Source organism: Arthrobacter sp. NPDC055138 (assembly GCF_053607305.1).
On the sequence record NZ_JBSGTH010000002.1, the window covers coordinates 336,969 to 362,689 of the forward strand.

The 25,721-nt window shown below is 66.0% G+C and carries 23 protein-coding genes; 10 read left to right on the top strand and 13 right to left on the bottom strand.

What is annotated here, in order from left to right; translation table 11 throughout:
• The first annotated feature begins 147 nt into the window (after window positions 1-147).
• Window positions 148-2,037, top strand: a complete 1,890-nt coding sequence (locus ACWF5H_RS06735) for a transketolase (RefSeq protein WP_452035732.1) — start codon at window positions 148-150, stop codon at window positions 2,035-2,037.
• Between the two features lie 485 nt (window positions 2,038-2,522).
• Here the strand turns inward: ACWF5H_RS06735 and ACWF5H_RS06740 are convergent, their stop codons facing one another.
• Together ACWF5H_RS06740 and fabG are read right to left on the bottom strand one after the other, a co-directional pair.
• Complete coding sequence (locus ACWF5H_RS06740) at window positions 2,523-3,272, bottom strand: SDR family oxidoreductase (protein WP_452035733.1); 750 nt, start codon at window positions 3,270-3,272, stop codon at window positions 2,523-2,525.
• A 162-nt stretch (window positions 3,273-3,434) separates the two neighbouring features.
• Window positions 3,435-4,169, bottom strand: a complete 735-nt coding sequence (gene fabG / locus ACWF5H_RS06745; RefSeq protein WP_452035734.1) for a 3-oxoacyl-[acyl-carrier-protein] reductase — start codon at window positions 4,167-4,169, stop codon at window positions 3,435-3,437.
• A gap of 119 nt (window positions 4,170-4,288) precedes the next feature.
• On the opposite strand from fabG, the gene ACWF5H_RS06750 reads away from it, so the two are divergent.
• Genes ACWF5H_RS06750 through ACWF5H_RS06760 form a run of 3 tightly spaced genes read left to right on the top strand, consistent with a single transcriptional unit; the run spans window position 4,289 to window position 6,033 of the window.
• Complete coding sequence (locus ACWF5H_RS06750) at window positions 4,289-4,882, top strand: DUF3099 domain-containing protein (protein ID WP_452035736.1); 594 nt, start codon at window positions 4,289-4,291, stop codon at window positions 4,880-4,882.
• Window positions 4,879-5,130 carry an acetone carboxylase gene (locus tag ACWF5H_RS06755; RefSeq protein ID WP_127512517.1) on the top strand — a complete coding sequence of 84 codons (252 nt, stop codon included), beginning with the start codon at window positions 4,879-4,881 and terminating at the stop codon, window positions 5,128-5,130. The genes ACWF5H_RS06750 and ACWF5H_RS06755 overlap by 4 nt, the downstream gene beginning before the upstream one ends.
• On the top strand, window positions 5,131-6,033 hold the full coding sequence (locus ACWF5H_RS06760; protein ID WP_452035738.1) for an SURF1 family cytochrome oxidase biogenesis protein: 903 nt from the start codon (window positions 5,131-5,133) through the stop codon (window positions 6,031-6,033).
• Between the two features lie 172 nt (window positions 6,034-6,205).
• Here ACWF5H_RS06760 and abc-f read toward each other — a convergent pair whose 3' ends face one another.
• Window positions 6,206-7,804, bottom strand: a complete 1,599-nt coding sequence (gene abc-f, locus ACWF5H_RS06765) for a ribosomal protection-like ABC-F family protein (protein ID WP_364647801.1) — start codon at window positions 7,802-7,804, stop codon at window positions 6,206-6,208.
• Window positions 7,805-7,957: 153 nt separating this feature from the next.
• Between abc-f and ypfJ the strand changes: the two genes are divergently transcribed.
• A complete protein-coding gene (gene ypfJ / locus ACWF5H_RS06770) occupies window positions 7,958-8,857 on the top strand; it encodes a KPN_02809 family neutral zinc metallopeptidase (protein ID WP_452035739.1) in 900 nt (299 codons plus the stop codon).
• Between the two features lie 33 nt (window positions 8,858-8,890).
• On the opposite strand, the gene ACWF5H_RS06775 is transcribed toward ypfJ, so the two are convergent.
• The 7 genes from ACWF5H_RS06775 to ACWF5H_RS06805 form a co-directional block, all read right to left on the bottom strand.
• Window positions 8,891-9,682 (bottom strand): Pr6Pr family membrane protein, encoded by a 792-nt coding sequence (locus ACWF5H_RS06775; protein WP_452035740.1) that lies wholly within the window; start codon window positions 9,680-9,682, stop codon window positions 8,891-8,893.
• A 139-nt stretch (window positions 9,683-9,821) separates the two neighbouring features.
• Window positions 9,822-10,151 carry a metal-sulfur cluster assembly factor gene (locus tag ACWF5H_RS06780; protein WP_127512512.1) on the bottom strand — a complete coding sequence of 110 codons (330 nt, stop codon included), beginning with the start codon at window positions 10,149-10,151 and terminating at the stop codon, window positions 9,822-9,824.
• Window positions 10,151-10,915: a Fe-S cluster assembly ATPase SufC gene (sufC, locus tag ACWF5H_RS06785; protein WP_364647807.1), complete on the bottom strand. Its 765-nt coding sequence runs from the start codon at window positions 10,913-10,915 to the stop codon at window positions 10,151-10,153. The genes ACWF5H_RS06780 and sufC overlap by 1 nt, the downstream gene beginning before the upstream one ends.
• Window positions 10,916-10,974: 59 nt before the next feature.
• Window positions 10,975-11,334 (bottom strand): non-heme iron oxygenase ferredoxin subunit, encoded by a 360-nt coding sequence (locus ACWF5H_RS06790; RefSeq protein WP_452035741.1) that lies wholly within the window; start codon window positions 11,332-11,334, stop codon window positions 10,975-10,977.
• A complete protein-coding gene (gene sufD / locus ACWF5H_RS06795) occupies window positions 11,334-12,617 on the bottom strand; it encodes a Fe-S cluster assembly protein SufD (protein ID WP_452035743.1) in 1,284 nt (427 codons plus the stop codon). The genes ACWF5H_RS06790 and sufD overlap by 1 nt, the downstream gene beginning before the upstream one ends.
• A complete protein-coding gene (sufB, locus tag ACWF5H_RS06800) occupies window positions 12,617-14,101 on the bottom strand; it encodes a Fe-S cluster assembly protein SufB (RefSeq protein WP_452035745.1) in 1,485 nt (494 codons plus the stop codon). Before sufB ends, sufD begins: the two co-directional genes overlap by 1 nt.
• On the bottom strand, window positions 14,101-14,871 hold the full coding sequence (locus tag ACWF5H_RS06805; RefSeq protein WP_452035747.1) for a helix-turn-helix transcriptional regulator: 771 nt from the start codon (window positions 14,869-14,871) through the stop codon (window positions 14,101-14,103). The genes sufB and ACWF5H_RS06805 overlap by 1 nt, the downstream gene beginning before the upstream one ends.
• A gap of 93 nt (window positions 14,872-14,964) precedes the next feature.
• Between ACWF5H_RS06805 and ACWF5H_RS06810 the strand changes: the two genes are divergently transcribed.
• The 4 genes from ACWF5H_RS06810 (at window position 14,965) to ACWF5H_RS06825 (ending at window position 18,937) form a co-directional block, all read left to right on the top strand.
• On the top strand, window positions 14,965-15,915 hold the full coding sequence (locus ACWF5H_RS06810) for an ABC transporter ATP-binding protein (protein WP_452035748.1): 951 nt from the start codon (window positions 14,965-14,967) through the stop codon (window positions 15,913-15,915).
• Complete coding sequence (locus ACWF5H_RS06815) at window positions 15,912-16,658, top strand: ABC transporter permease (protein WP_452035749.1); 747 nt, start codon at window positions 15,912-15,914, stop codon at window positions 16,656-16,658. Before ACWF5H_RS06810 ends, ACWF5H_RS06815 begins: the two co-directional genes overlap by 4 nt.
• 4 nt (window positions 16,659-16,662) lie before the next feature.
• Window positions 16,663-17,598 carry a COX15/CtaA family protein gene (locus ACWF5H_RS06820; protein ID WP_452035750.1) on the top strand — a complete coding sequence of 312 codons (936 nt, stop codon included), beginning with the start codon at window positions 16,663-16,665 and terminating at the stop codon, window positions 17,596-17,598.
• Window positions 17,599-18,073: 475 nt separating this feature from the next.
• Window positions 18,074-18,937, top strand: coding sequence for a hypothetical protein (locus ACWF5H_RS06825; protein ID WP_452035752.1), 864 nt, complete (start codon window positions 18,074-18,076; stop codon window positions 18,935-18,937).
• Between the two features lie 44 nt (window positions 18,938-18,981).
• Here ACWF5H_RS06825 and ACWF5H_RS06830 read toward each other — a convergent pair whose 3' ends face one another.
• The 3 genes from ACWF5H_RS06830 to ACWF5H_RS06840 all read right to left on the bottom strand — a co-directional run bounded on the left by ACWF5H_RS06830 (window position 18,982) and on the right by ACWF5H_RS06840 (window position 23,242).
• Window positions 18,982-20,913, bottom strand: a complete 1,932-nt coding sequence (locus tag ACWF5H_RS06830) for a DUF222 domain-containing protein (RefSeq protein WP_452035754.1) — start codon at window positions 20,911-20,913, stop codon at window positions 18,982-18,984.
• A 322-nt stretch (window positions 20,914-21,235) separates the two neighbouring features.
• Window positions 21,236-22,174, bottom strand: a complete 939-nt coding sequence (locus ACWF5H_RS06835) for a dihydrodipicolinate synthase family protein (protein WP_452035756.1) — start codon at window positions 22,172-22,174, stop codon at window positions 21,236-21,238.
• 114 nt (window positions 22,175-22,288) lie between these two features.
• Entirely contained in the window at window positions 22,289-23,242 is a 954-nt protein-coding gene (locus ACWF5H_RS06840; protein WP_452036061.1) for a heme o synthase, read from the bottom strand.
• 370 nt (window positions 23,243-23,612) lie between these two features.
• Here ACWF5H_RS06840 and tkt point away from each other — a divergent pair, with 370 nt between their 5' ends.
• Entirely contained in the window at window positions 23,613-25,718 is a 2,106-nt protein-coding gene (tkt, locus tag ACWF5H_RS06845) for a transketolase (protein WP_452036063.1), read from the top strand.
• Window positions 25,719-25,721 lie beyond the last annotated feature (3 nt).

The window sequence follows — 25,721 nt, forward strand, 5'->3', positions numbered from 1 at the left end:
GTGTGCGCTGCCCGTGTGGGATCCCACGCGGCCCTGTCGCCGGACCGCGCACGGGAGTAGGGTCGGTTTGAACATCCCCCGGACAGCGCTGCCGATGGGTGCAACGGGACCCGGGATTCCCTGAACCTTCCATGAAGGAGATCAGTGATGAGCGCCGACTCCACGTCAACCACCACCTTGGATCCGAGCCTGGCGGAGACCTGCCGTGCGCTGGCCGCGCAGCTGCGGGTCGATTCAATCCGCGTCACCAGCCGGGCCGGATCCGGCCACGCCACCTCCTCCCTCTCGGCCGCCGATCTTATGGCTGTGCTGTTGGTGAACCATCTGCGCTACGACTGGCAGCGGCCCGAGCTGGCCACGAACGACCACCTGGTCTTTTCCAAAGGGCACGCCTCGCCGCTGCTCTATGCCATGTTCCGGGCGGCCGGGGTGATTGATGAAACGGAGCTGCTCGAAACTTACCGGCAGTTCGGCGGAAGGCTGCAAGGACATCCCACACCTGCCCTGCCGTGGGTGGACGTGGCCACCGGATCCCTGGGCCAAGGACTGCCCGACGCCGTCGGCATCGCCCTGGCCGGAAAATTCCTGGACCGTCTGCCCTATCAGGCGTGGGTGCTGTGCGGTGATAGCGAGCTGGCTGAAGGGTCCATGTGGGAGGCATTGGACAAGGCCGCCTACTACCGGCTGGGAAATCTGACCGCCATCGTGGATGTGAACCGGCTGGGCCAGAACGGGCCGACCGAGCTGGGGTGGAACTTGGCGCAGTACGCCGATCGGGTCCGGGCCTTCGGGGCCCAGCCGCTGCCGATTGACGGCCATGATCTGGACGCGATCAATAACGCCCTCGCCACGGCCCGAGCCACCACGGACCGGCCCAGCGTCATTCTGGCGCGGACGATCAAGGGCAAGGGCGTTCCCGAGGTGGAGGACAAGAACGGCTGGCACGGAAAGGCGCTGCCCGACGACATCGCCGAACCTGCCATCAAGGCGCTGGGCGGACCCAGCCAGCTCCGGGTCACCCTGCATGCCCCGGCGCCGGGAACGCAGGCCATCACGCCGAACCCGTCGGCCGCCGTCAAACTTCCCACCTACACGGTAGGCGACGCCGTTGCCACCCGGACCGCCTTCGGCGAAGCGGTCTCCGCCCTTGCCGCACGGCCCGAGGTGGTGATGCTGGACGGCGAAGTGGGAAATTCCACTAAGGCCGGTGAGTTCAGCAAGGCCGCCCCGGACCGCTTCTTCGAGATGTTCATCTCCGAGCAGCAAATGGTGGCTGCGGCCGCGGGGCTATCGGTGCGCGGCTATGTGACGTTCGCCGCCAGTTTTGCGGCCTTCCTGGTGTCCCGCGGTTACGACTTCATCAGGATGGCCGGCGTTTCCGAGGTGGACATCCGTCTGGTCGGAACCCACGCGGGCGTTGAGATCGGCCAGGACGGGCCGTCCCAGATGGCCCTTGAGGACCTGGCCGCAATGCGCGCCATCCACACCTCGACTGTTCTCTATCCGGCGGATGCACCCTCCACCGCACGGCTGATCCAGACCATGGCGGACACGCCAGGCATCAGCTATCTGCGCGCCACCCGCGGCGATTACCCAGTGCTCTACGAGGCAGGCGAGGAATTTCCCCTCGGCGGCTCCAAAGTGCATGGGGCCACCGGCGACGACGCTGTCACCCTCGTCGGGGCGGGCGTCACCGTGCACGAATGCCTCGCCGCCGCCGCCCAACTCGCGGGTGAAGGCATTGCCGCCCGGGTGGTCGACCTGTACTCGATCAAGCCGATCGACCAGGAAACCTTGCTGACCGCGTGCCGGGCCACCGGCGGGCGGATCATCACGGTGGAGGACCATTATCCCGAGGGCGGGCTCGGGTCGGCTGTCGCCGATGCGCTGACAGAGGCCCGCGTTCCGGAACTCAAACTGGTCCGCCTGGCCGTGCAAGGACTGCCCACCTCCGGCGCACCGGAGGAGCTGTTGGACGCGGCGGGCATCTCCGCGAAGCACATCACGGAGGCGGCGCGAAGCCTGGTCCGCGGGTAGCACTCAGCCAAGGTCCGCAGGTGCAACTCAGCCTGGTCCGCGGGTAGCTTCCCCAGCCGCCGAAGCCGCGGGCCTAGGGGCCCTCGGTCGATCCCCTAGGCCAGTCCCCTAAGCCGCCGCGAGGGAAACGACCGCAGACGGGCAGGGCCATTCCACGAGCCGGACAAAGTTGCCGTTCTCGTCATAAGAGCAGTCCTCGCAGATAGCCGGCGCGGGTAATTCGTCGCAGGCATCACAGCGTCCGCAGGAATTCGGTTCCATGAAGTCGATCCCGACGCCGCGGGAATGTGTCTTAGCCATCTTCGCTACCCTCCTAAAGGTCCAAGGATGCGGCCAACCTAGCACCCGCTACGGACAGCTTCGGGTATTTCAACCCGGCATGCCCCATCACTGATGCGTCACCCCAGTGAGGGGGCACGGCGTTCAGGGAACAGCGCGGGAGCGCGCAGTTCCCTGAACCGTCGTCAAACAGCTGCTGCGTACACCTAGCCCTGGGACTGGAAGGACTCGGCCCCGCCCACGTATTCGGTGTGCCCGGAAGGAACATCGGCGGTGACCATCTTCGCCACTTCTGCGCCGAACTCTTCCACGGAGTAGAGCTTCCCGGCCTCGGCGCGGCGGGCCTCAAGGGCACCGGGGCGTGCACGGTCCAGCAGCGTGGCGGTAACGGTTCCTTCGATCATGTCGCCGGAGACCACCACCAGCGAGATGCCCTTGGCTTCCAACTCCGGCAGCAGGTCGCGCAGGGCGTCTTCGCCGGCACGCTTGCTCAACGCCACCGGTTCGTATTCCGGCATCGTGGGCACGGTACGGATGAAATGGGCCTGATGGCTTGTGACAAAGACCACCCGGGATCCCGCCGGCATCACTTCGGCCGCCGCCTTGAGCATGTTCACCTGGGCATCGCGGTTCAGGCGCAGTGCGTAGTCCTCGCCCATGCTCGTCTCCATGCCGCCGGAGGCGTTGAGCACCAGCACGTCCAGGCCGCCGAAGTTTTGCCGGGCGGCGTCCACGAGTGCCTGCGAGCCCTCCTCCGCGGTGAGGTCGGCGGCCACGGCGACGGCGCGGCCGCCCGCTTCCTCGATCTGCGCCACGACCTTGTTGGCCCGCGGTGCCTTCTGCCGGTAATTGACCACTACCGCTGCCCCCTCGGCGGCGAGCAGCTTGGCCACCGCGGCGCCGATTCCGCGGGACGACCCCGTGACGATTGCTGCTTTGCCATCCAGTGCACTCATGGCTGCTCCTAAGGTTCTCGGTAAATTTTCCGTGGTGGGCCGGTCACGCGGTTGTAGGAAACGCTTAACCGGATAAGGCTTCGGGTTCCATCTTGCCAGCCCCCCGAAGCCTTATCCGTTGTAGAAAGCCCACAAATGCGGGCCGCTCACCTGCTGGACGTCTTAATGACCCATGCCCAGTCCGCCGTCCACCGGGATCACGGCGCCTGAAATGTAGGCAGCTTCGTCGCTGGCAATCCACCGGACCACCTTCGCCACTTCCTCGGGTTCGGCAAAGCGGCCGGCCGGGATGGAGGACAGGTAGCTCTTCTGCGTGTCTTCCGGCAGCACCGCGGTCATTTCCGTGTTGACGAATCCCGGAGCCACCACGTTGGCGGTGATGTTGCGGGAGCCAAGCTCGCGGGTCAGTGAGCGGGCCATGCCCACCAGGCCAGCCTTGGACGCGGCGTAGTTGATCTGGCCGGGCGACCCGTAAAGGCCCACCACCGAGGAGATCAGCACCACGCGGCCCTTGCGCTGCCGGATCATCCCCTTGGAGGCACGCTTGATCACCCTGAACGCCCCGGACAGGTTGGTGTCCACCACGCTGGTGAAGTCTTCCTCGCTCATCCGCAGCAACAACGTGTCCCGCGTGACGCCGGCGTTGGCCACCAGCACCTCCACCGGGCCGTGGGCGGCTTCGACCTCGGTGAACGCAGCATCTACGGACTCGGCGTCCGTGACATCGGCCTTCACACCCAGCAACCCTTCAGGCACGTCGCCGCTGCGGTAGGTGATCGCCACCTTGTCACCGTTCGCCTCGAAGGCCCGGGCAATGGCCAAGCCAATGCCCCGGTTACCACCGGTGACCAGCACGCTGCGGCCGGTCTGCTGTTCATTGCTCACACTTACCTCCATGAAGCTGCTGTTTTCCTAAGGAATCCTAGCCCGGGAGATCCTGCGCCCGGGGACTCGTTGCGTCGGCTTTAGACATTCCGGCCGTCGTGGGAGAATTGAAACAGTCCTGATGGAGTGTGATGAGCAAGCAGCCTGACGAGAAACCGGAAGTCCTGAGCATTACGGACGTCCCCGAAAGCCACACCGATGAGATGCACCGGCGCATGGTCAAGTACTCGCTCGCCATGGGCATCCGGTTGGCCTGCTTGCTGCTCTTCTTCTTCATCGACAGCTGGTTCCGCTGGTTCTTCGTGGCCGGCGCCGTCTTCCTTCCGTGGATAGCCGTGATCATTGCCAATGGCGGCAGCGACAAGTCGCACCTGACGCACAGCACCGCGCTGCTGGACCAGGCTCCGATGCCGGAGCTGGAAGCCCCGGCCGCAAGCGCCCAGGGCGGAGGAACCGAGGACGGCGAGTTCCTGACCGGGGAAGTTATCGACGACGACGCCCAGCCGCCGGCCACTGGCCAGGGCCCCACCACCACGGCGCAGGAACGGCACGCTCCCGCAGATGCGATTCCGGAGGCGGACCAATCGAGAGCATCGGCGGCCACAGAACCAATGGCCAGCCAGCCGCCGCCCGGTCCCGCAGAGCAAGACGACTATGAGCAGCCGGCGTTCATGGGAAGCCTCAGCCCGGTGGTCAAGCGGCGCCGACGGAAGACTGCCGCATGAACCTCCTGGGCCAGCTTGGCGGTGCAGCTGCCGCCGAGACACCGATCTGCTCACGGAAAGGTTGCCGCGGGGACGCCCAGTGGCAATTGCTCTGGAATAACCCGAAAATCCATACGCCCGAGCGCCGCAAGATCTGGCTCGCGTGCGATGGGCATCGCGAGTGGCTGCAGGACTATCTGGTCCAGCGAAGCCTTTGGAAGGAAACGCTTCCCCTAGAAGAGTCCGCTACACCGGAAAGCAGTGCCTGAATGTCCTACCGATTCCTGCTCAGCGGCAAGTGGCTGGGCTGGCTTCTGATCGTTGCCCTGCTCGCCGCCGTCTGCGTGGTGCTGGGTAACTGGCAGATGGACCGCCGGGACCAGGCGCGTGCCACCATCGCCGCCGTGGAGACCCATTACGACGCCGATCCTGTGCCGTTCACCAAGGTTCCGAAGATCTTCGCCTCTGCCGATGATTCGGTGGAATGGACCCCCGTGGTCCTCAACGGCACGTACGACGACGCCGGCCAGCGGATCGTGCGGAACCGGCCCCTGAACGGCCGGCCGGGTTACGAGGTTCTCATCCCGCTCCGCCTCGAGGACGGGCCGGCCGTCATCATCAACCGCGGCTGGTTGCCGATCGGCAACAACCAGGCCGGCCATCCGGACACCATCCCGGCCGCGCCCAAGGGCGAGGTCACCGTCGTCGCACGGGTTAAGCCGGGCGAAGGGGCGGTCAGCCGCGGCGCCCCCGAAGGCCAGCTCGCGTCCATCCAACTGGACTCGTACGCGTCCGAACTGGGCTACCCCATCTACACCGGCAGCTACGGCCTGATGGCGGCGGAGTCCCCCGCTGCCGCCGAGCAACCGGTGCAGATCCCCAAACCCGCCATCGATGAAGGCCCGCACCTGTCGTATTCGATGCAGTGGTATGCCTTCGGCGTGCTCCTGTTCGTCGGCTACGGCTACGCGGCCCGACAGCACGCGCACCATGGCCGGTTGACCGAGGAAGAAGAGGCGCTCAGCGGCTACCACCAGGCCAATCCGGCCCCGCGTGCCGCGGCGGCCCCGAAGCGCCAGCGCAAGCGGCCCACGGCCGAGGAAGAGGAAGACGCGCTGCTGGATGCCCAGGGCTTCCGCACCGACGGGTCCCTACTCAGCCAGGACGACTAGCCAGCATTTACCGGGCGCGACGTCTCGAAGCGGATTTACACGGCGCTTAGCCATTCGCTGCTTCCCGACCTTCGCAAGCTCAGGCCGGGCCCCTCGCAGCTCTCTTGCGCTCGTTCCTCGGTCGGCGATGCGCGCCTTAGTAAATCCGCTTCAGACGCTACATACCCATGAATCAGGCCAGGGTCACGAGGTCCAGGTAGTCCTCGTTCCAGAGGTCTTCGACGCCGTCCGGCAGCAGCACAACACGCTCTGGATTGAGCGCCGCGACCGCGCCCTCGTCGTGGCTGACCATGACGACGGCGCCGCTGTAGTTGCGCAGGGCGCCGAGGATCTCGGCGCGGCTGGCCGGGTCCAGGTTGTTGGTGGGCTCGTCCAGCAGCAGCACGTTCGCCGATGACGCCACGATGGTGGCCAGGGCCAGCCTGGTCTTTTCGCCGCCGGAGAGCACTCCTGCCGGCTTGTTGACATCGTCTCCGGAGAACAGGAAAGAACCGAGGATGTTCCGCACTTCGGCATCCTGCAGATCCGGGGCGGCGGTGCGCATGTTCTGCAGGACGGTGCGCTCCACGTCCAAGGTGTCGTGTTCCTGGGCGTAGTAGCCGATCTTCAGCCCGTGACCGGGGAGCACATCGCCGGTGTCAGGGGTGTCCACGCCGGCCAGCATGCGCAGCAAGGTGGTTTTGCCGGCACCGTTCAGGCCCAGGATCACCACGCGGGAGCCCCGGTCAATAGCCAGGTCGACGTCGGTGAAGATCTCCAGCGAGCCGTAGGACTTGCTCAGGCCTTCGGCAGTGAGCGGAGTCTTGCCGCACGGTGCGGGGTCAGGGAAGCGCAGCGCCGCCACCTTGTCTTGGGCCCGGACCTCGTCCAGGCCGCTGAGCAGACGTTCGGCGCGCTTGGCCATGTTCTGTGCCGCCACCGCTTTGGTGGCCTTGGCCCGCATCTTGTTCGCCTGGTCCATCAGGACCTGGGCTTTCTTTTCCGCGTTGGCCCGCTCGCGTTTGCGCGCGCGTTCGTCGGTCTCGCGCTGCATCAGGTAGCGCTTCCAGTTCATGTTGTAGATGTCGATGGTGGTGCGGTTGGCGTCCAGGTGGAAAACCTTGTTGACGGTCGCTTCCAGCAGGCCGGTGTCGTGGCTGATCACGATCAGGCCGCCCTGATGGTTCTTGAGGAATTCGCGCAGCCAAGTGATCGAGTCGGCGTCGAGGTGGTTGGTCGGCTCGTCCAGGAGCATGGTTTCCGCGCCGGAATACAGGATCCGGGCCAGCTCTACGCGGCGGCGCTGGCCACCGGAGAGCGTTCTGAGCGGCTGGTTCAGGATCCGCTCCGGCAGGGCCAGATTGGAGGAAATGGCAGCCGCCTCGGCCTCGGCCGCATAGCCGCCGCCGGAGATGAACTCGGCCTCCAGCCGGTCATAGCGGCGCATCGCCTTGGCCTGCACCTCGGCGTCGCTGCTGGCCATGTCCGTCTGCGCTTCACGCAGTTTGCGGGTTACCACGTCCAGTCCGCGGACGGAGAGGATCCGGTCGCGGGCCAACTGTTCCATGTCCGGGGTCCGAGGGTCCTGCGGCAAATACCCGATCTCCCCGTTGCGCACCACGGTTCCGGCGGCGGGCAGGCCTTCGCCGGCCAGCACCCGGGTCAGCGTGGTCTTTCCGGCGCCGTTGCGGCCCACCAGCCCCACTTTGTCGCCCTTGTCCACACGGAAGGAGACCGCCTCCATGAGCAGACGGGCTCCAGCACGCAGCTCGAGATCGTTGACTGTAATCACAGTGGAGGCCTTTCAAAAGGGTGCGGGACGAGATGCCCGGGCGCCGTCCATGAACGGACGGGGCGGAAATCAACCTTTCCAGTCTACCGGCATCGGCAGCCCGCACCCGCCAGCCCGCCAGCCGCCCGCCGGCCGGACCGTTATTCTTGGCTCATGAGTTTTTCCCGCGGATCCCGGCTGGATACGTCCCAGGTACAAGACCGTCGAGGCGGTTTAGGCGGCAAGATCGCCATCGGCGGCGGCGGCTTGCTGGTGCTCATTGCCAGCCTGCTGGGTGTGCCTGCTGAACTGCTGGAGGGATTCGGGCTGGGCAGCGGTCAAGAACAGCAGCAGGCTGGCGGCCAGGCCCTGCAGGAGGAATGCCTCACTGGTGCCGACGCGAACGAACGAACCGATTGCCGCATTGTGGGAACTGTCAACAGTCTCAACGACTTCTGGGCCGGTTATCTCCCCCGCTACAACATGCAGTATCCCGCCCCCCAAACGGTCCTTTTCGACGGCGGTGTCAGCACCGGCTGCGGCAGTGCCAGCAGCGCCGTGGGCCCGTTTTACTGCCCGAGAGACCAGACCGCATATTTTGACACCGCTTTCTTCGCCGAACTGACCAGCCGGTTTGGCGCCAGCGGCGGACCGTTGGCCGAGGAGTATGTGGTGGCGCATGAATTCGGACACCACATTCAGAATCTGACCGGGGCGATCGATTACTCCCAGCAGGATCCACAGGGAGCGGACTCCGGTGCGGTCCGGGTGGAACTCCAGGCCGATTGCTATGCCGGCGTCTGGGCGGCGAATGCGACCGAGCAAATTGATGAGCGGACCGGCCAGCCCTTCATGCAACCGCTGACGGAGCAAGACCTGCGGGACGCTCTGTCCGCCGCAGCCGCGGTGGGCGACGACCGCATCCAGCAGTCGGCCACCGGCCAAGTCAATCCGCATACCTGGACACATGGTTCCAGTGAACAACGCCAGCGCTGGTTCCTGCTGGGGTACCAGACCGGTGATGCCGGCCGCTGCGACACGTTCTCCGCGCCGGACCTCGATAGGCCCGCCTGACGCGGGTGGCCACGAGCCATCCACCTGCAGGGGCTACAGGTCGCGCGGATCCACCGGTTCGGTTTCCCGGGTGCCTCCGGCGAACGGCGGGCCGTCGGTTCTCTTGCCTCCGGCGGCGTCGGGCGGTCCGTAGCCCGGCAGGTACCCGTCGGGCTCACGTCCCATCGTTGAGTCCAGCAGCAGGAAAACCATGGTGGCTCCCAGCCAGAGCAGGATCAGGCCGATGCCCATCATCAGCAACTGCCCGGCCGCCGGGACCGGTCCGGCGGTGTAGGGCAGCCAGCCCGTGACGGCTCCCCTGAGGCCCGTCCAGAGCAGCCAGAACCCCGGGAAGACCAGACCGAGCGTGGCTGCACCGGTGCTGATGCGGGGCCGGGGACCAAAGATCAGCCAACCGGTCACGACCACTACCGGCAGCGCGTACAGCAGGAGCCGGTCGGCCATTACCCCGGCCACGCTCATTTCGGCGGTGTCGGGCAGCCCGCGGTACGGGGTGAACTGCGCCAGGAAGACCAGCAGCATGGCTGCCAGGGTGGCCGTGCGGGCGGCACGCCAGAGCCGTCCTCCGGCCATGGCCGAGTCCATCAGCAGTGTCAGGCTCACCACGAAGACCAGCAGTGCCGCCTGGACACCGGGCGCGCTGGCATAGTTCCACCACGAATGCGCGGCCGCGGCGGCATAGCCAGGCGCTGCGGGCACGGCCGTGATGCCGAGGGCGAGGCCCACTACGGCCAGCAGCGCCGTCAGCCCGTGGAAGGCCGCGGCAACATGGACTTCGTCATAGCGACCGCGCTCCCGCGCCTTACCCACGGTGGAAACTCCCATACGCCGATCCTAACGCGGCGGCCTGACACCAGACAGAGGATCAGGCAGGTGTTGAGGCAGAGGACCAGACAGTGTTCATACAGAGGCGGACCGGCCACCCGAAGGTGACCGGTCCGCCGTCGTTACGAGAAACCGTGGATCAGATGTTGAAGCCCAGCGCGCGCATCTGGTCGCGGCCGTCGTCGGTGATCCGTTCCGGACCCCACGGCGGCATCCAGACCCAGTTGAGGCGCCACTCGTCGACCACGCCGTCCAGCGCCTTGCCGGTCTGCTCCTCGAGGACATCGGTGAGCGGGCAGGCGGCCGTGGTCAGCGTCATGTCGATCAGCAGGGCACCGTCGTCGGCGTACTTCAGGCCGTAGAGCAGGCCGAGGTCCACGATGTTGACGCCCAGCTCGGGGTCGATGACGTCCTTCAGCGCTTCTTCGACGTCCTCCAGGGACGTCTGCGGGGCATTAACTTCAGTCATCATGAGGCCTTTGCTGCGGTCAGGTAGCGGTCGTAGCCCTCTTCTTCCAGCCGGTCGGCCAGCTCGGGGCCGCCCTCTTCGGCGATGTGGCCGTCAACGAAGACGTGCACGAAGTTGGGCTTGATGTAGCGCAGGATCCGCGTGTAGTGGGTGATGAGCAGGGTGCCCATGGCGCCTTCGGCGTGCACCCGGTTGTGGCCCTCGGAGACCACCTTGAGCGCATCAACGTCCAGACCGGAGTCGGTCTCGTCCATGATGGCGAACTTGGGCTTGAACAGTTCAAGCTGGAGGATCTCCACGCGCTTCTTCTCGCCGCCGGAGAAGCCTTCGTTGACGTTGCGCTGGGCGAAGTCGGCGTCGATGCGCAGCTGGCTCATCGCTGCCTTGACGTCCTTGGTCCAGTGACGCAGGCTCGGGGCCTCGCCGTCGAGGGCGGTCTTGGCGGTCCGCAGGAAGTTGGTCATGGTCACGCCGGGGACCTCGACCGGGTACTGCATGGCCAGGAAGAGACCGGCGCGGGCGCGCTCGTCCACGCTCATGGCCAGCACATCTTCGCCGTCCAGCGTGATGGAGCCGGAGTCCACGTTGTAGCGGGGGTGCCCCGCGATGGTGGACGCCAGGGTGGACTTGCCGGAACCGTTCGGGCCCATGATGGCGTGGATTTCGCCGGTGTTGATCGTCAGGGAGACGCCCTTGAGGATCTCCTTGCTGCCCTGCTCGGTGTCAATGCTGACGTGCAGGTCCTTGATTTCAAGAGTAGACATTTGTCTGCTTTCTCCTTTGCGCCCGGTGAGGGCGGGCGTAAGTTCGCGTGTTGAAGTTTTTAGTTGAGGTCCGGAGCAGGCGCCCCGTTGAGGACGTTCGTGACGTCCACGTAGACGCTGTCGCCGTCGAGCGTCAGCGCGAACACCGGCACGGGTTCGAACGCCGGCAGGCTCAGCGGCTCGCCGGTGCGCAGATCGAACTGGGAACCGTGGCCCCAGCATTCGATCGTGCTGCCTTCGACGTCGCCTTCGGAGAGTGAGACGTCCGCGTGCGAGCAGGTATCCCCGATGGCATGCAGTACGCCTTCGGAGTCCCTGACAATGGCTACCGGGTAGTCATCGACCAGGATGCGTACTGCCTGATTGACCTGTACGTCCGAGGCATTGCAGACCAGTTCGCCGCGCGGAGTCTCACTCATCAGAGGTTGCCCGCCTCGAGTTCGCGTTCCAGCGATGCGTTGAGGCGTTCTTCCAGGGCGGGAACCCGGATCTGCTGGATGATCTCGTGCAGGAAGCCGCGCACCACCAGGCGGCGGGCGACGTCCTCGGGGATGCCGCGAGCCATCAGGTAGAACAGGTGCTCGTCGTCGAAGCGGCCGGTGGTGCTGGCGTGGCCGGCACCCTCGATCAGTCCGGTTTCGATCTCCAGGTTCGGCACGGAATCGGCGCGCGCGCCGTCGGTCAGAACCAGGTTCCGGTTGGCCTCGTAGCTGTCGGTGCCTTCGGCTTCCTTGCGGATCAGCACGTCGCCCACCCAGACGGTGTGCGCATTCTTACCCTGCAGGGCGCCCTTGTACAGGACGCGGGACTTGCAGTTGGCCACCGCGTGATCCACGAACAACCGGTGCTCAAGGTGCTGTCCGGCGTCGGCAAAGTAGAGGCCGAACATTTCCACGTCGCCGCCGGTGCCAGTGAAACGGGTGGACGGCGTCACGCGGACCAGATCGCCGCCCAGGCTGACGGTCACGTGCTTGAACTTCGCGTCGCGGCCCACGCGGGTCTGCTGCGAGGAAGCGTGGACGGCGTCGTCGGCCCATTCCTGCACCGAAACAACGGTGAGTTCCGCGCCGTCCTGCACGTCGATCTCCACGTTCTGGGAGACGGTTGCGCTGCCCTTGTGGTCCAGTACCACGACGGCCTTGGAGAACTTTTCCGCCACGATGACCACGTGCTGGGCGGACAGTTCGGTGCTGGTGCCCTCAATCACGACAGCGACACCGGTCTCCAGCTGGGCCTCGGCCGGAATGGTCACCACGGTGGCCTCCTTGAAGGCCTCCCATGCTGCAGCGGAAACGCGGTCCTCGGGAATGCCGGCCACGCCGATGCGTGCATCGTCCCGGCCGACGGTCTCAACCAGTACGCCGGCGGGAAGGTCGGCGCCTTCGGGACCGCTGACGGTGACCGCCGGAGCGGTACCGACCAGGGCGTCGCTCTGCAGGCCGCGCAGCCGCTTGAGCGGGGTGAACCGCCAGTCTTCCTCGCGGCCGGTCAGCGGACCGAAGTCGTCCGCCTTGTACGAGGTCAGGCGACCGGCGCGGGAGCTGTCCGGAATGCCGACGCCGCCGCCGTGGCTGTGGCTCTTCGCACTGGCGCCTGCCAGCGGACCTGCCGCAGCGTTGACCGGTGAGAGGTTTTCGCCCTCTTCGGTGAATCCGTCGATGGCCGGAGCACCGATACGTGCCTTCTCAGTGATCTCAGTCATTAACCTACGGACCCTTCCATCTGCAGTTCGATCAAGCGGTTCAGCTCAAGTGCGTATTCCATCGGCAGTTCCCGGGCGATCGGCTCGATGAAGCCGCGCACGATCACGGCCATGGCCTCGTCCTCGGGCAGACCGCGGGACATCAGGTAGAACAGCTGCTCTTCGCTGACGCGGGACACGGTTGCCTCGTGGCCCATGGTGACATCGTCTTCACGAACGTCGATGTAGGGGTAGGTGTCCGAGCGCGAGATCGTGTCCACCAGCAGGGCGTCGCACACCACGGAGTTCTTGGTGTTCTTCGCGCCCTCGCGGACCTGGACCAGGCCGCGATAGGCCGAGCGGCCGCCGCCGCGGGCCACCGACTTGGCCACGATGGCACTGGAGGTGTTCGGGGCAATGTGGACCATCTTGGAGCCGGTGTCCTGGTGCTGTCCCTCGCCGGCGAAGGCGATGGACAGGGTCTCACCCTTGGCATGCTCGCCCACCAGGTAAACGGCCGGGTACTTCATGGTCACCTTGGAACCGATGTTGCCGTCGATCCACTCCATGGTGGCGCCTTCGTGTGCAATGGCGCGTTTGGTCACCAGGTTGTACACGTTGTTGGACCAGTTCTGGATGGTCGTGTAGCGGACGCGGGCGCCCTTCTTCACGATGATTTCGACGACGGCGGAGTGCAGCGAGTCCGAGGTGTAGATCGGCGCCGTGCAGCCTTCGATGTAGTGGACGTAGGAGTCTTCGTCCGCGATGATCAGGGTCCGCTCGAACTGGCCCATGTTCTCCGTGTTGATCCGGAAGTAGGCCTGCAGCGGAATCTCCACGTGGACGCCCTTGGGCACGTAGACGAAGGAGCCGCCGGACCAGACAGCGGTGTTCAGCGAGGCGAACTTGTTGTCGCCCACGGGAATGACCGAGCCGAAGTACTCCTGGAAGATCTCCGGGTGTTCCTTCAAGCCGGTGTCGGTGTCCAGGAAGATCACGCCTTGGGCCTCGAGGTCTTCGCGGATCTGGTGGTAGACAACCTCGGACTCGTACTGAGCAGCGACGCCGGCCACCAGCCGGTTGCGCTCTGCCTCCGGGATGCCGAGCTTCTCGTAGGTGTTGCGGATGTCTTCGGGCAGCTCTTCCCAGCTGCCGGCCTGCTTCTCCGTGGACCGGACAAAGTACTTGATGTTGTCGAAGTCAATGCCGGACAGGTCGGCGCCCCAGGTGGGCATCGGCTTGCGGTCGAAGTACTTCAGGCCCTTCAGACGCAGATCCAGCATCCACTGGGGCTCGCTCTTCTTGGCAGAGATGTCGCGGACGACTTCTTCATTCAGGCCGCGGCGTGCGTTGGCCCCGGCGGTGTCGGCATCGGACCAGCCGTACTCGTAGGTTCCGATGCCATTCAGCTCGGGGTTTTTTTCCAAGATTTCGGAAATGGTGGTGTCGGCTACATCGGTCGTCCCGACCGCGTTCCTCATACTCTGATCCACTTGGTCCGTCATCACGGCCTCTCTTGCAGATTGATGGATACTCGTCTGGTTCCTGTCGCCGGTTCGACGGGTCGAACCGCAGACCTTGTTCGACCCACCGGGATGTGGGTCGTACAAACATGTCCCCCGCCGGCCAGTGTGGAGAGTCGCCTGACATCCACCCCGAGCAGCCGGGAAAAAACTTCAGTTTCGCTGTCGCAGAATTCCGGGAAGTCTGCCGCCAGTTGTTGCACCGGGCAGTGCCCTTGGCAGAGCTGGACTGCCAGCATGGTGCTATGCGGCGCCTCGGAGCCAACCACTGTGGTGGATCCAACAAAGCCGTCGGTGCTCAGCGCCTCCGCCAGCGCCTTGGCCCGCTCTTCGATTCCGGGCCCCGCTGCCTCTACGATCGGGCGGTAGCGTTCCTCCATGTCCCGGTACCGGTTCCGGGCAAACTCCGCAACCGCCTCGCTGCCGGCAGCCTGGCTCAACGCCGCCAGCGCAGTCCGGGCGATGTCCAGATAGTCATCGCCCAGCCGGGTCTGGCCCTGCCTGCTGAGCACGTACTTTCGCGCCGGACGTCCGGCGCCGGAGGCGGAATTCGCGGTGAGCTTGACCTCGATCAAGCCCTTACGGGACAGGGCGTCAAGGTGGCGCCGGACGGCCGCCGGTGTGAACCCGAGGATCCTGCCGAGTCCGGCCGCGCTGACGGGTCCGTGTTCCAAAACGGCGTTCAAGACCCGGTCCCGGGTCCGCTCCTCAGACTCGGGTGCCTGGGCACGCGAAGAAGCACTACTGGTCATGGAATACACAACACAATCATGACGTATTCTGTTCCGGCCCACCAGTAAGGCAGTCCTTAGCGCGGCTCGCTCTACGTCACGTAGAATGTTCGGGTGCCTATCTCCGAACCCTGCCTCGACATCCAGGGACTCGTGAAAGATCTCGGGCCGGTCGAGGCCCTGGATAACAAGATGGTCCGCGTTATTGACGGGGTCCATCTACGCGCCTACCCCGGGCAGGTTACCGCACTTCTCGGACCTAACGGGGCCGGCAAAACCACAACTTTAGCCTGCGCGCAGGGCCTGATGCCTCCCAACGGCGGGACCGTCCGGCTGCTCGGCCAAAATCCTTACCAGGCGGGAGCAGAGCTCCGGAGCCGCGTGGGAGTCATGCTCCAAGAAGGCGGGCTCCCGCAGGCCATCCGGCCGCTGGCCCTGCTGCAGCACGTAGCCGGGATGTACCAGAACCCGCGCAGTGTGGACGAACTCGCGCAGCGGCTCGGCATTCAGGGTTTCGCCAACACGCCCATCCGCCGTCTGTCCGGCGGCGAGAAGCAACGGGTAGCACTGGCCGCCGCATTGGTCGGTGATCCGGAAGTCCTCTTCCTGGACGAGCCGAGCGCCGGACTGGATCCACAGTCCCGAGCAGTCGTGTTCGACCTGATCCAGGAGCTGCGCGCCGAGGGCCTGGGCATCATCCTCACCACGCACCTCATGGACGACGCCCAGCGACTGGCCGACTACGTCTTCATCATCGACGCCGGCCGGACCGTCGTGCACGGCACCGTCGCGGAGCTGACCGCGGCCACGGACGAAAGCGCCGGCGTCGAGCGGTTACTCACCTTTGACGCTCCCCCGGGGCTGTCCCTCGACCTGCCCAAGCCGTTCACCGCCGTCGAAAGTGTTCCCGGGCGCTACACCGTGGCCGGGCAACTGACGCCAGCGGTGCTGGCCGCATTGGCCGCCGAATGGGCGGCCCACAACGTCATGCCGGCGTCCATCCATATGGCGCCTCGCTCGCTCGAGGATGTCTTCCTCGATATCTCCGGGAAGGATCTGCGATGAGCGCGCCCGCCGCCCTGATTCGCCGGGTCGCCCTTCAGGGCCGCTACGAGACGGTGGCCATGCTGCGCAACGGCGAACAACTGCTGATTGCCATCATCCTGCCGCTGCTGGCGCTTATAGGCCTCACCGTCACACCGCTGCTCGACACGTACACGGACGACCGGATTGCCATGGCGGCCCCGGGCGTCCTAGCGCTGTGCACGGTGTCCACCGCGCTGACCGGCCAAGGGATTGCCACCGGCTTTGACCGCCGTTACGGCGTCCTGCGGTTCCTGTCCACCACCCCGCTGGGCCAGAGCGGGTTGATCCTCGGAAAGATCATTGCGGTGCTGGCCATCATGGTCATCCAAGTTGTGGTGGTGGGCGGAACCGGCCTGTTGTTCCTCGGATGGCAGCCCGCAGTGGGCGGACTGCTGCCGGCGGCTGCGCAACTGGTGCTGGGGGCCGCGGCCTTCACTTCGCTGGGCCTGCTGATCGCCGGCACGGTCCGCCCGGAAGCCACGCTGGCCATTACCAACCTGCTCTGGGTGCTGCTCGCCGCTGCCGGAGGTATCCTCTTCCCGGTGGCCAGTTGGCCCGACGTTTTCGAGCCCGCCGCCCACCTTTTGCCTTCGACAGCCCTGGGCGACGCCCTACGTAGCGCCCTGATCGACGCGCAGTTCAATCTCACCGCATCAATCGTGCTGCTGGTCTGGACCGTAGTGGCCAGCCTTGCCGCCATCCGCTGGTTTAAATGGAGCTAAGTCAATGACCACCGCCACCCCCAAGTCCCGCGCTCTCCTGGACCGGCTGCCGACCTCCGTCAACCGAACCGTCCATGGCTTGGCCATTGCGTCGCTGGTATCGCAGATCGGCATCATCATTACCGGCGGCGCCGTGCGGCTGACCAAGTCAGGCCTGGGCTGTTCGCAGTGGCCCAACTGCGTGCCCGGCTCCATGACACCGACGCCGGAAATGGGCATCCACGGGCTGATTGAATTCGGCAACCGGACCCTGACCTTCATTCTGGCCATCATTGCGGTTGCCATGCTGGTCTCGCTGTGGCGCATGCGCCGTTCGCACCGCACCCTGTTCGGCTTGGCCGTGGGGCTGCTCTGCGTGATCCCGGTGCAGGCCCTGATTGGCGGCATCACCGTCTGGACCGGTTTGAACCCCTGGGTGGTCAGCCTGCACTTCCTGGCCTCGGCCGCACTCGTGGCGGTGGCCACCCTGCTGGTCAACCGGACCGGAATGTTCTTGCGCGGCGGCACCGCTGTAGCCGTCGCCCCGGTCCCGAGCATCCAACGCACACTGGGCTGGACCATCGCCGCCGCGTCTGCCGCCTCCATCGTGTTGGGCACCATCGTGACCGGCACCGGCCCCCACGCCGGCGACGCCAGCGCACCCCGCCATGACTTCAACGCTGATCTGGTCACCCGAATCCACGTGGTTCCGGTCTACCTGCTGGTTGCTGTGACCGTGCTGGCGCTGGTGCTCGCCTACCGCCACGCAACCTCAAGGCAGCTGCGCGCTGCCCTGTGGGTGCTGGCCGCGGTGATTGTGCTCCAAGGTGGCATCGGCTACCTGCAGCACTTCACCGGCCTGCCCATCGGCCTGGTGTTGCTGCACATGCTCGGCTCGGCCCTGCTGGCCGCCGCTGCGACAAACGTCTGGGACCGTTCCACGGGCAAGTTCCCGCTCTAGCCCTTAGTAGGCGAACGAGTCGACAAGGTGCGGACAACCGGTCGGGTCGACAAGCGTGACCCGCTATCGTCGCCCTGACCGCGATGGATCAGCAGAACAGTACTGGCCGGCAGGCTGAGCGGGCCCAGGAAGCCCCGTGATCCCTTAAGCCGACATCGGTTAGCTCCTCGGGCTCGTGAGGGTGACCATGACGCTGCAATTGTTCGCCGTCCCCAAGCCGGCCGCACGGCAGCACCGGTAAATGCTGGAACGGATCTCAATACCGCGGCGGAAGACGATCCAACATCCCTACGGGGCCTCGGCTGAGGGCCTCGGCGCCCGTCCGGGCTGAGCTCTTCGGGTCGGTGAAGTGTTTTATCTAAATCGCTGAACCGGTTGCCGCTCCTTTGCCCCTTGCACCCCTTTACCTGAAGGTGATATCCCGGTCGCAATTCCATCTCGATGAGGATAATACTTTGGAAAGCCGAGTGAGGTCATGGCTGGTGAAACCAAAAACAGGTGGGGCGTGCTTGCAGGTCTTCTGCTGGCATTGACCCTCGGATTATCCGGTTGCGGAGGTTCCGGCGATTCCGGCTCTTCGACCGCCAATCAGGGCGGGGCGGACTCCGCCGAAATAGGATCCGGAGCGGACGGGGGTGATACCCCTATCGAGGGGCCCGGTGTGCAGACACTCGGCGATTATTCGCAATCCGTGCAATCCCCGCCCGCGGAAGTATCAGGGAATGATGCTTTTGGTGCAGGCCAGGCCGGGAACGACACCACCGCCATCACCTCGGAAGAGTTGGCCGATATTCAGGCAGCCCAGGCGATCACGGATCAGTTCTGGCGCCTGCATTGGAGTGAACTGTTCACTGGAACCTACACGCCGCCGACGGTCGTAGGACTATACGATGGCGGAGACCCAAGCAACGCACCCACTTGCGCGGGCAAGCCACTTCAGCCGGACAACGCCTTCTATTGCATTCCAGAGGATTACGTGGCCTGGGACGCTTCGCTCATGGAGCGCGGATTCCAATCCGAAGACGCTTGGCCATACTTGGTCATCGCTCACGAATGGAGCCATGCAATCGCGAACCGGCTCGACCCCCGCCTCCGGTCTCAGGCCTATGAGCTGCAGGCTGACTGCTTGGCGGGCGCGACCCTGTATGGGGCGGCTGCAGACGGAATTCTTATTTTTGAACAAGGTGACCAGGACGAACTAGTTACTGCGCTGAGTTCGCTTGGCGGAAACACCCCGTGGACGAACCCTCAGGACCACGGCAACTCCTCCGAACGGGCTGCGAACTTCAATGTCGGACGCACCGGCGGCGTGCTGGCATGCTTACCGTCACAACAATAAATAGATCTGGCCAACCGGTCTCACCTCTCTCAGGTCGTTTGACCTCAGAAGGGCGGCGGGTCCTGCTGTTGGTTTGGTGACGGCCAGTGTTGCAGCCGATCGGTTGCCGGTGGTTCGTTCTGGTGGTCTGCTGCTTGATTCTTATGGACCGGGTGCCAGGGCGGCAACCAACCGTCATCGCTGGAGCTGTCCGCTGGCCCGGGTCCCATCGGTGGCTTGGTGGTGAGTGGTTCGATTCGTTGCCGGTGGTCGTTCGGGAGCGCGGCGGTGAGGGCGGGCGGGTAGGCCGGTTGGCCGGGCGGGTCGTTGTCTTCGCCGGGTTGGTCGGTGTAGGTCCGGCCGGCCGGGGTGGTCACTTCGAACACTCCGGGCGCGGGCTGGGCCATGTTCCAGCCGGCGCGGGTTTTCAGCCCGTGGTGGGTCTCGCACGGCGGGCCCAGGTTCCCGGCGTCGGTTTCGCCTTTGGCGCCGTCGGCGCGGAAGGCCTGGGTGTGGTCGATCTGGCAGGCCTTGCCGTGTTTGCGGCAGCCGGCAAACGGACACACCTCGTCCCGTTTCCGTACCGTCCGGGCCAGGTCAGCGGGCGGCCGGTACCGGGTGCGGCCGTAGGAGAGCCGGGCCCCGGTTTCCGGGTGGGTCAGGATCCGGTAGAACGACTTCGCATCGGCACACAGTTGCCGGGCCGTGTCCGCCGGGATCGGCCCGAACCCGTCCAGCGTGGCCGGTTCCTCGCTCAATCCCAGCAGCGAGAGCACCGGGACGGTGACCGCCGGTTCGGCGTGGATCCCGGCCGCCGGCCCGGTCTCCATCCCCGCGTGCACGAGCAGGTCGGTGAACACGTCGGCCCGCAACTGCCCCCTGGACCGGGTTTCCCCGGTCTGGCCGCGCAGGTGGTGGGCGGTGCGGGTGAGCCGGTCATCGATCGCGGCGGCCTGCTCGGCCGGCAGGTACGCGTTCAGCCACGCCATCCCGTCCGGCGCCGGTTCCACGCCCACGTTCCGCCGTTCCTCCGCCCTGCGGCGGCGCCTGGTGATGGTCTCCGGGTGCGTGCGCTCGCGCAGCCGCCGGGCCATGTCCCGCAGCGACCGCAGCGACCTGCCCTTCACCCGGCCCAACAGGGCCTGTTCGAACCCGGCCGCCGCGTCCTCGGGCAGGGACCGGCCCTGGCTGACAATAACGGCGGCCTGTTCCCGGTCCAGGTCCCCGGCGGCCATCGCCGCCAGCGTGGCGGGAAACAACCGGTGCAGGTCAGCGGCCTGGTCCAACCGCGCCCGGGCCTGGTGATCGGGCAGGCCGAGCAGGCAGCCCAGTTCCTCGGCCGCGGACGTCGCGGCCAGCAACTGCCGCTGCCGCAACGTGGTGCACCCCGGCCCCGGCGGCGGCAACTGCTTCAGCGCCCTGCGGCCCAGCTGCGCCTCCAACGCCACCTCCCGGGCATCGAGCCAACACCTGACCCGGTGCACCGCGGCCAGATGCTCCACCGCCTCCTGATACCCCAGCCCGCCGGTTTCCGACCCGGTCAGCGTGGCCAGCAACACCGCCGGCTCCGCCCCCGCGACCAGTGTTTCAAGGCGTTCGGCGTAATAGTCGGCGTTCGCTTCCGACTCAAACAACCCCGCCGGCAGCCAGCACCCCTCGGGCAGGTTCGGCAGCTCCGCGAACTCCGCCGGCACCGCACCCACCCCCGGCGGCCGGTCGGTCCCGTCGTCGAGTTCCCAGACCGCGAAGTCCTCCCGGTACGCCCGGTTCCCCTGGTCAAGCTCCTCATCCGCGGCCGGCGGGATCACCAGGCCCGCGTACGGGTCCGGGCCGGGCTCGAACACCGGCTCCGCCCACCGCGCCGGCACCGGCACCGGCACCTTCCGGGCCGGCTTCATCCGCGCCAGAATCGCCGCGATCGCCGCCTCACGCTCCTCCTGCGTAGGCAACCGCCGGCCCTCCCCGGAAACCTGCCCCCGCTCCGCGTTCTCCTCCATGACCCAACCCAACCAGCTGCCTACGACAATTTGGGATCGTGACGAATCCTGAAGTCAGATTTGGCGGACGTGGCCAAACAGCCAAAGCCAAACGCTGAGCATCTGAAGACAGCGGGCAAGCCAACGGCGGGGGACAGCGCTGGTGGAAAGCTGGAGGCCAGACGTGCGGCGAGGATGGCGCGTTGACGAAGAGCGGGGCGGGCAGGAACTGCCGCGGTGATACAGGGTGTACGGGCAGCCTGGGGCCGCCGCTGCAGCGGGAGTGTGCCGAGCGCGCCCAACAGCAGAGGTGCGCTACTCCCCGCCCCTACCCCCAGAGGCACTACTCGCCCGTCGACGCCCGTTCGGCCGGGCGGAATGCTTCGATGCCCTCGAGCAGTCGAGCCAGTTCGCGAAGACTGCTTCCGGGCAGTGGCTGCAGCGGCAGGCGCGGATCGCCCGCCTCGATGCCAGCCGCCCTGGCCAAGCCGTACAGGTTACTGAGCGACCTCAGTGTCCCGAAGTAACCCATCAGCGGAGAAAGCACCGCGCGTGCCGCGTCCGTCGCTTCCTCGTCGCCGGCTTCCAGGGCATCGCGTAGCAAGCGGTAGTGTGCCGGCAGGACGGCGATCGGGCCGCCGTGCCAGGCATCGGCGGCGAAGCCGGCGTCGGCAATCAGCGCGTCTCCGCTCATGCCATGGCTGAAATCGCTCGTGTCCGCCGGCAAAACGCGGCGAAGCTGTTCATACCGTGTGCGGAATACGTCCGCATCTGCTGCGGATTCCTTCACCGCTACGATGTTCGGTTCAACGGCCAGCTCTGCCACCAACTCCAAGCTGAAGCTGAACTGGGTGGTGCGGGGATTGCTGTACAGGCACACAGGGAGGGCCGACTGCCGCGCAGCCGCCAAACATTGGGCGGCAACTTCCTCGTCCGTCAACGGATAGTAGGAGACGGTGGAAACCAGCAGCCCATCGACACCCGAGGCAGCGGCGTCGTCGATGTTTTGCAGTAGTTCGCGGGTGCCCACGGCGCTCCCGCCGGCACACACCGGCAGTCCCGGATGCACAGCCTTGACGGCCTCTACGGCGGCCGCGATGACATCCCTCCGCTCCGCACGGTCCAGATAAGCGAAGTTTCCTGAGCTGCCAAGCACCGTTATTGCGTCGACGGGTGATTCGGCGACCGCGGAAACGTGGCGGGCCAACTCGGAAAAGTTGACGGTGCCGTCGTCGTGGAAGGGAGTCACCGGATAGGCAATGAGACCGCGGAAGGGATTCATGCCGCAATCTTAGGTCAGCGAGGGAGAAGCCTGAACATTGGAGGACGACGGCGCAGCGAAACCGGGCACAGCGAGCCGGAGGGAGCCAACGCCGTCACGGAAACGCCGCGGCGGTCAGCCGAAGACGGAGCCGCCGATGAAGGGGTCAACGGCCAGGGCCAGGAACAGCACAGTGAGGTAGCTGATGGAGCCGTGGAAGACGCGCATGGCGCTCTTGTTCGTGGCCGCCGGGGTCTCGGTACCGCGCTTTGCCAGCGCGTACAGGCGGTGCGATTCATACACGAAATAGCCGCCGCTAACCAGCGCGACGACGGTGTAAACCCAGCCGGCACCGCCGACCGGGGCGAGCAGCAGCGAGCAGACCAGCGTGGCCCAGGCATACAGGACAACCTGCACGGAGACCTGGCGGGCACTTGCAATGGCGCCGAGCATCGGGACGTTGGCGGCGTTGTAGTCGTCGCTGTACTTCATGGACAGCGGCCAGTAGTGCGGCGGCGTCCACAGGAAAATGACCATGAACAGGATGACGGCGGGCCACGCCACCGTGTTGGTCACGGCGGCCCAGGCGATCAGCACCGGGAAGCATCCGGCGGCGCCGCCCCAGACGATGTTCTGCGAAGTGCGGCGTTTGAGGATCAGCGTGTAGATGACCACGTAGAAGAAGATCGCGCCGACGCCCAGCATGCCGGCCAGCGGGTTCGCGCCGAACCAGAGCAGCGCAACGGCCACAATGCCCAGCACCCAGGAGAACACCAGCGCCTCGCGAGGAGTGAGTTCGCCGGTGACCAGCGGCCGGTTCTCGGTCCGGTGCATGAGCTTGTCCATGTCCCGGTCGATGTAGCAGTTGAAGGAGCCGGCTGACCCGGCTGCCAGCGCGCCGCCGATCATCGTGGCGGCCATCAACCAAAGGTCCGGGAAGCCGCCGTAGGCGAAGATCATGGTGGGCAGCGTGGTGACCAGCAGGAGTTCCATGACACGAGGCTTCGTGAGCGCTATGTACGCTTTGGCCTTGCGCGAAAAGCCGGGCTTGGCCGGGACGGCCAACGCCTGGTCCGGCACGGTCTGCATATTCAAGGAAAAACCACTCAGTTCTGCTGGAGTCCGTCTGACACACGAAAACGCCCGGCCGCATAGGGCGGGTCAAGGTGCACCTACATCATACTCCTTCTATCTGTCGTAGAAACCGACCCAAGCGTCGGCCGCGTCGGCCGGTACAAAATCACTGAGTGCCATTGTGACTGCGCGCACCGTAAAGCGTCCTGCGCATTGCAGGCTCAACGGATAGAGTGGGGATCGAGTGCCAGTCCGCGGGGATATGGCGCAACAATGCTCAAGCAGTGCCAACGGCGAATGGTCCTCCGGGTCCGCGGTTGCGGGCGCCTTTTCCGGACCGTCGGTGCTGCTATGTCGATCAGAAAGGGCCCCACCGGTGCCACATATGCAAGATCAGGAATTGTCGTGGACATCGCTGGACCAGCGGGCGGTGGACACAGTGCGCGTTCTCGCCGCCGATGCCGTGGAGAAGGTCGGCAACGGCCACCCCGGAACCGCCATGAGCCTGGCGCCGGCCGCCTATTTGATCTTCCAGCAGTTCATGCGTCACGACCCGACGGACCCGCAGTGGGTGGGACGCGACCGCTTTGTCCTCTCCCCCGGCCACACCTCGCTGACGCTGTACATCCAGCTGTTCCTCTCCGGCTACGGCCTGGAACTGGACGATCTGAAGGCGCTGCGGACCTGGGGTTCACTCACCCCGGGCCACCCGGAGTACAAGCACACCGCGGGCGTTGAAATCACCACCGGCCCGCTGGGCCAGGGCCTCGCCTCCGCCGTCGGCTTCGCCTACGCGCAGCGCCGCACGCGCGGCATGTACGACGCCGACGCTGCCGCTGGCGAGAGCCCCTTCGACCACACCGTGTGGGTAATCGCGTCCGACGGCGATCTGCAGGAAGGCGTCACCTCCGAGGCCTCGTCGCTGGCCGGCCACCAGGAGCTGGGCAATCTGGTGGTGCTCTACGACGACAACAAGATCTCCATCGAAGACGACACCGACATCGCCTTCACCGAGGACGTCCTCAAGCGCTACGAAGCCTACGGCTGGCACACCCAGCGGGTGGACTGGACCAGGACCGGCGAGTACGCCGAGGACATTCCGGCCCTGTTCGAGGCGCTGAAGGCAGCGAAGGCCGAGACCTCCCGGCCCTCGATCATCTCGCTGCGCACCATCATTGGCTGGCCGGCCCCGAAGAAGCAGAACACCGGCAAGATCCATGGCTCCGCGCTGGGCGCCGAGGAAGTCGCCGCCGTCAAGGAGGTGCTCGGCTTCGATCCGGAGCAGCAGTTCGCCGTGGAGCAGGACGTGCTGGACCACGCCCGACAGGTCGCCGCGCGCGGCAAGCAGGCCCGGGCCGACTGGGACGCCGGCTACCAGGCATGGCGTGAAGCCAACCCGGAGAACGCTGCCCTGCTGGACAGGGTCCAGGCCTCGGAGCTGCCGAAGGGCTGGGAGCAGGCGCTTCCCGAGTTCCCCGCCGGCAAGGACGTGTCCACGCGCGCTGCTTCCGGCAAGGTGCTCAACGCCATCGGTCCGGTGCTACCGGAGCTGTGGGGCGGTTCGGCCGACTTGGCAGAATCGAACAACACCACCATCGAGGGCGCTCCGTCCTTCGTTCCGGAGTCGCGGCAGACCGAGATGTGGTCCGGCGGCCCGTACGGCCGGGTGCTGCACTTCGGCATCCGCGAGCACGCGGCGGCGTCCATCGTGAACGGCATTGTGCTCAGCTCCAACACCAGGGCCTTCTCGGGAACGTTCCTGATCTTCAGCGACTACCAGCGGCCGGCCATCCGGCTGGGCGCCCTGATGGGCGTGCCCTCCATCTACGTCTGGACGCATGATTCCATCGGCCTCGGCGAAGACGGACCCACCCACCAGCCGGTGGAGCAGCTGGCGAGCCTGCGCGCCATCCCGGGCCTCGACGTCGTGCGCCCTGCCGATGCCAACGAAGTGGCGCAGGCATGGAAGGCGATGCTGGAGAACCACAGCAACCCGGCCGGCATTGTGCTCACCCGGCAGAACCTGCCGGTGTACGACCGCGGCGAAGCCGGCTTCGCCTCCGCCGACAACGTGGCCAAGGGCGCTTATGTGCTGGCCGAGGCACAGTCCGGCGGCACGGACGCCACTCCGCAGGTGATTCTGCTGGCCACCGGCTCCGAAGTGCAGTTGGCGGTCCAGGCCCGTGAAACGCTGCAGGCGGACGGCGTTGCCACCCGCGTGGTTTCCGTGCCCTGCCTCGAGTGGTTCGCTCGCCAGGACGCCGCCTACCGCGAGTCCGTGCTGCCCGCCGGCATCAAGGCCCGGGTCTCGGTGGAAGCCGGGATCGCGCAGTGCTGGGACGGCTTGGTTGGCGACGCCGGCCGCAGCGTGTCCCTGGAGCACTACGGTGCCTCCGCCGACTACAAGACCCTGTTCCGCGAATTCGGCATTACGGCCGAGGCCGTTGTCGAGGCCGCCCGCGACTCGCTCGCACAGATCAACAACTCCTAAGGA

Coding starts and splice junctions, on each gene's coding strand:
- ACWF5H_RS06775 (WP_452035740.1), bottom strand. CDS start 9,682: ATGGGAGTTTCCACCGTGGGTAAGGCGCGGGAGCGCGGTCGCTATGAC.
- ACWF5H_RS06835 (WP_452035756.1), bottom strand. CDS start 22,174: ATGAATCCCTTCCGCGGTCTCATTGCCTATCCGGTGACTCCCTTCCAC.
- ACWF5H_RS06790 (WP_452035741.1), bottom strand. CDS start 11,334: ATGAGTGAGACTCCGCGCGGCGAACTGGTCTGCAATGCCTCGGACGTA.
- ACWF5H_RS06740 (WP_452035733.1), bottom strand. CDS start 3,272: ATGAGTGCACTGGATGGCAAAGCAGCAATCGTCACGGGGTCGTCCCGC.
- ACWF5H_RS06815 (WP_452035749.1), top strand. CDS start 15,912: ATGAGCGCGCCCGCCGCCCTGATTCGCCGGGTCGCCCTTCAGGGCCGC.
- ACWF5H_RS06760 (WP_452035738.1), top strand. CDS start 5,131: ATGTCCTACCGATTCCTGCTCAGCGGCAAGTGGCTGGGCTGGCTTCTG.
- tkt (WP_452036063.1), top strand. CDS start 23,613: ATGCAAGATCAGGAATTGTCGTGGACATCGCTGGACCAGCGGGCGGTG.
- ACWF5H_RS06830 (WP_452035754.1), bottom strand. CDS start 20,913: ATGGAGGAGAACGCGGAGCGGGGGCAGGTTTCCGGGGAGGGCCGGCGG.
- ACWF5H_RS06825 (WP_452035752.1), top strand. CDS start 18,074: ATGGCTGGTGAAACCAAAAACAGGTGGGGCGTGCTTGCAGGTCTTCTG.
- ACWF5H_RS06820 (WP_452035750.1), top strand. CDS start 16,663: ATGACCACCGCCACCCCCAAGTCCCGCGCTCTCCTGGACCGGCTGCCG.
- ACWF5H_RS06750 (WP_452035736.1), top strand. CDS start 4,289: ATGAGCAAGCAGCCTGACGAGAAACCGGAAGTCCTGAGCATTACGGAC.
- ACWF5H_RS06780 (WP_127512512.1), bottom strand. CDS start 10,151: ATGACTGAAGTTAATGCCCCGCAGACGTCCCTGGAGGACGTCGAAGAA.
- ACWF5H_RS06755 (WP_127512517.1), top strand. CDS start 4,879: ATGAACCTCCTGGGCCAGCTTGGCGGTGCAGCTGCCGCCGAGACACCG.
- fabG (WP_452035734.1), bottom strand. CDS start 4,169: ATGGAGGTAAGTGTGAGCAATGAACAGCAGACCGGCCGCAGCGTGCTG.
- ACWF5H_RS06840 (WP_452036061.1), bottom strand. CDS start 23,242: ATGCAGACCGTGCCGGACCAGGCGTTGGCCGTCCCGGCCAAGCCCGGC.
- ypfJ (WP_452035739.1), top strand. CDS start 7,958: ATGAGTTTTTCCCGCGGATCCCGGCTGGATACGTCCCAGGTACAAGAC.
- ACWF5H_RS06805 (WP_452035747.1), bottom strand. CDS start 14,871: ATGACCAGTAGTGCTTCTTCGCGTGCCCAGGCACCCGAGTCTGAGGAG.
- sufC (WP_364647807.1), bottom strand. CDS start 10,915: ATGTCTACTCTTGAAATCAAGGACCTGCACGTCAGCATTGACACCGAG.
- ACWF5H_RS06735 (WP_452035732.1), top strand. CDS start 148: ATGAGCGCCGACTCCACGTCAACCACCACCTTGGATCCGAGCCTGGCG.
- sufB (WP_452035745.1), bottom strand. CDS start 14,101: ATGACGGACCAAGTGGATCAGAGTATGAGGAACGCGGTCGGGACGACC.
- sufD (WP_452035743.1), bottom strand. CDS start 12,617: ATGACTGAGATCACTGAGAAGGCACGTATCGGTGCTCCGGCCATCGAC.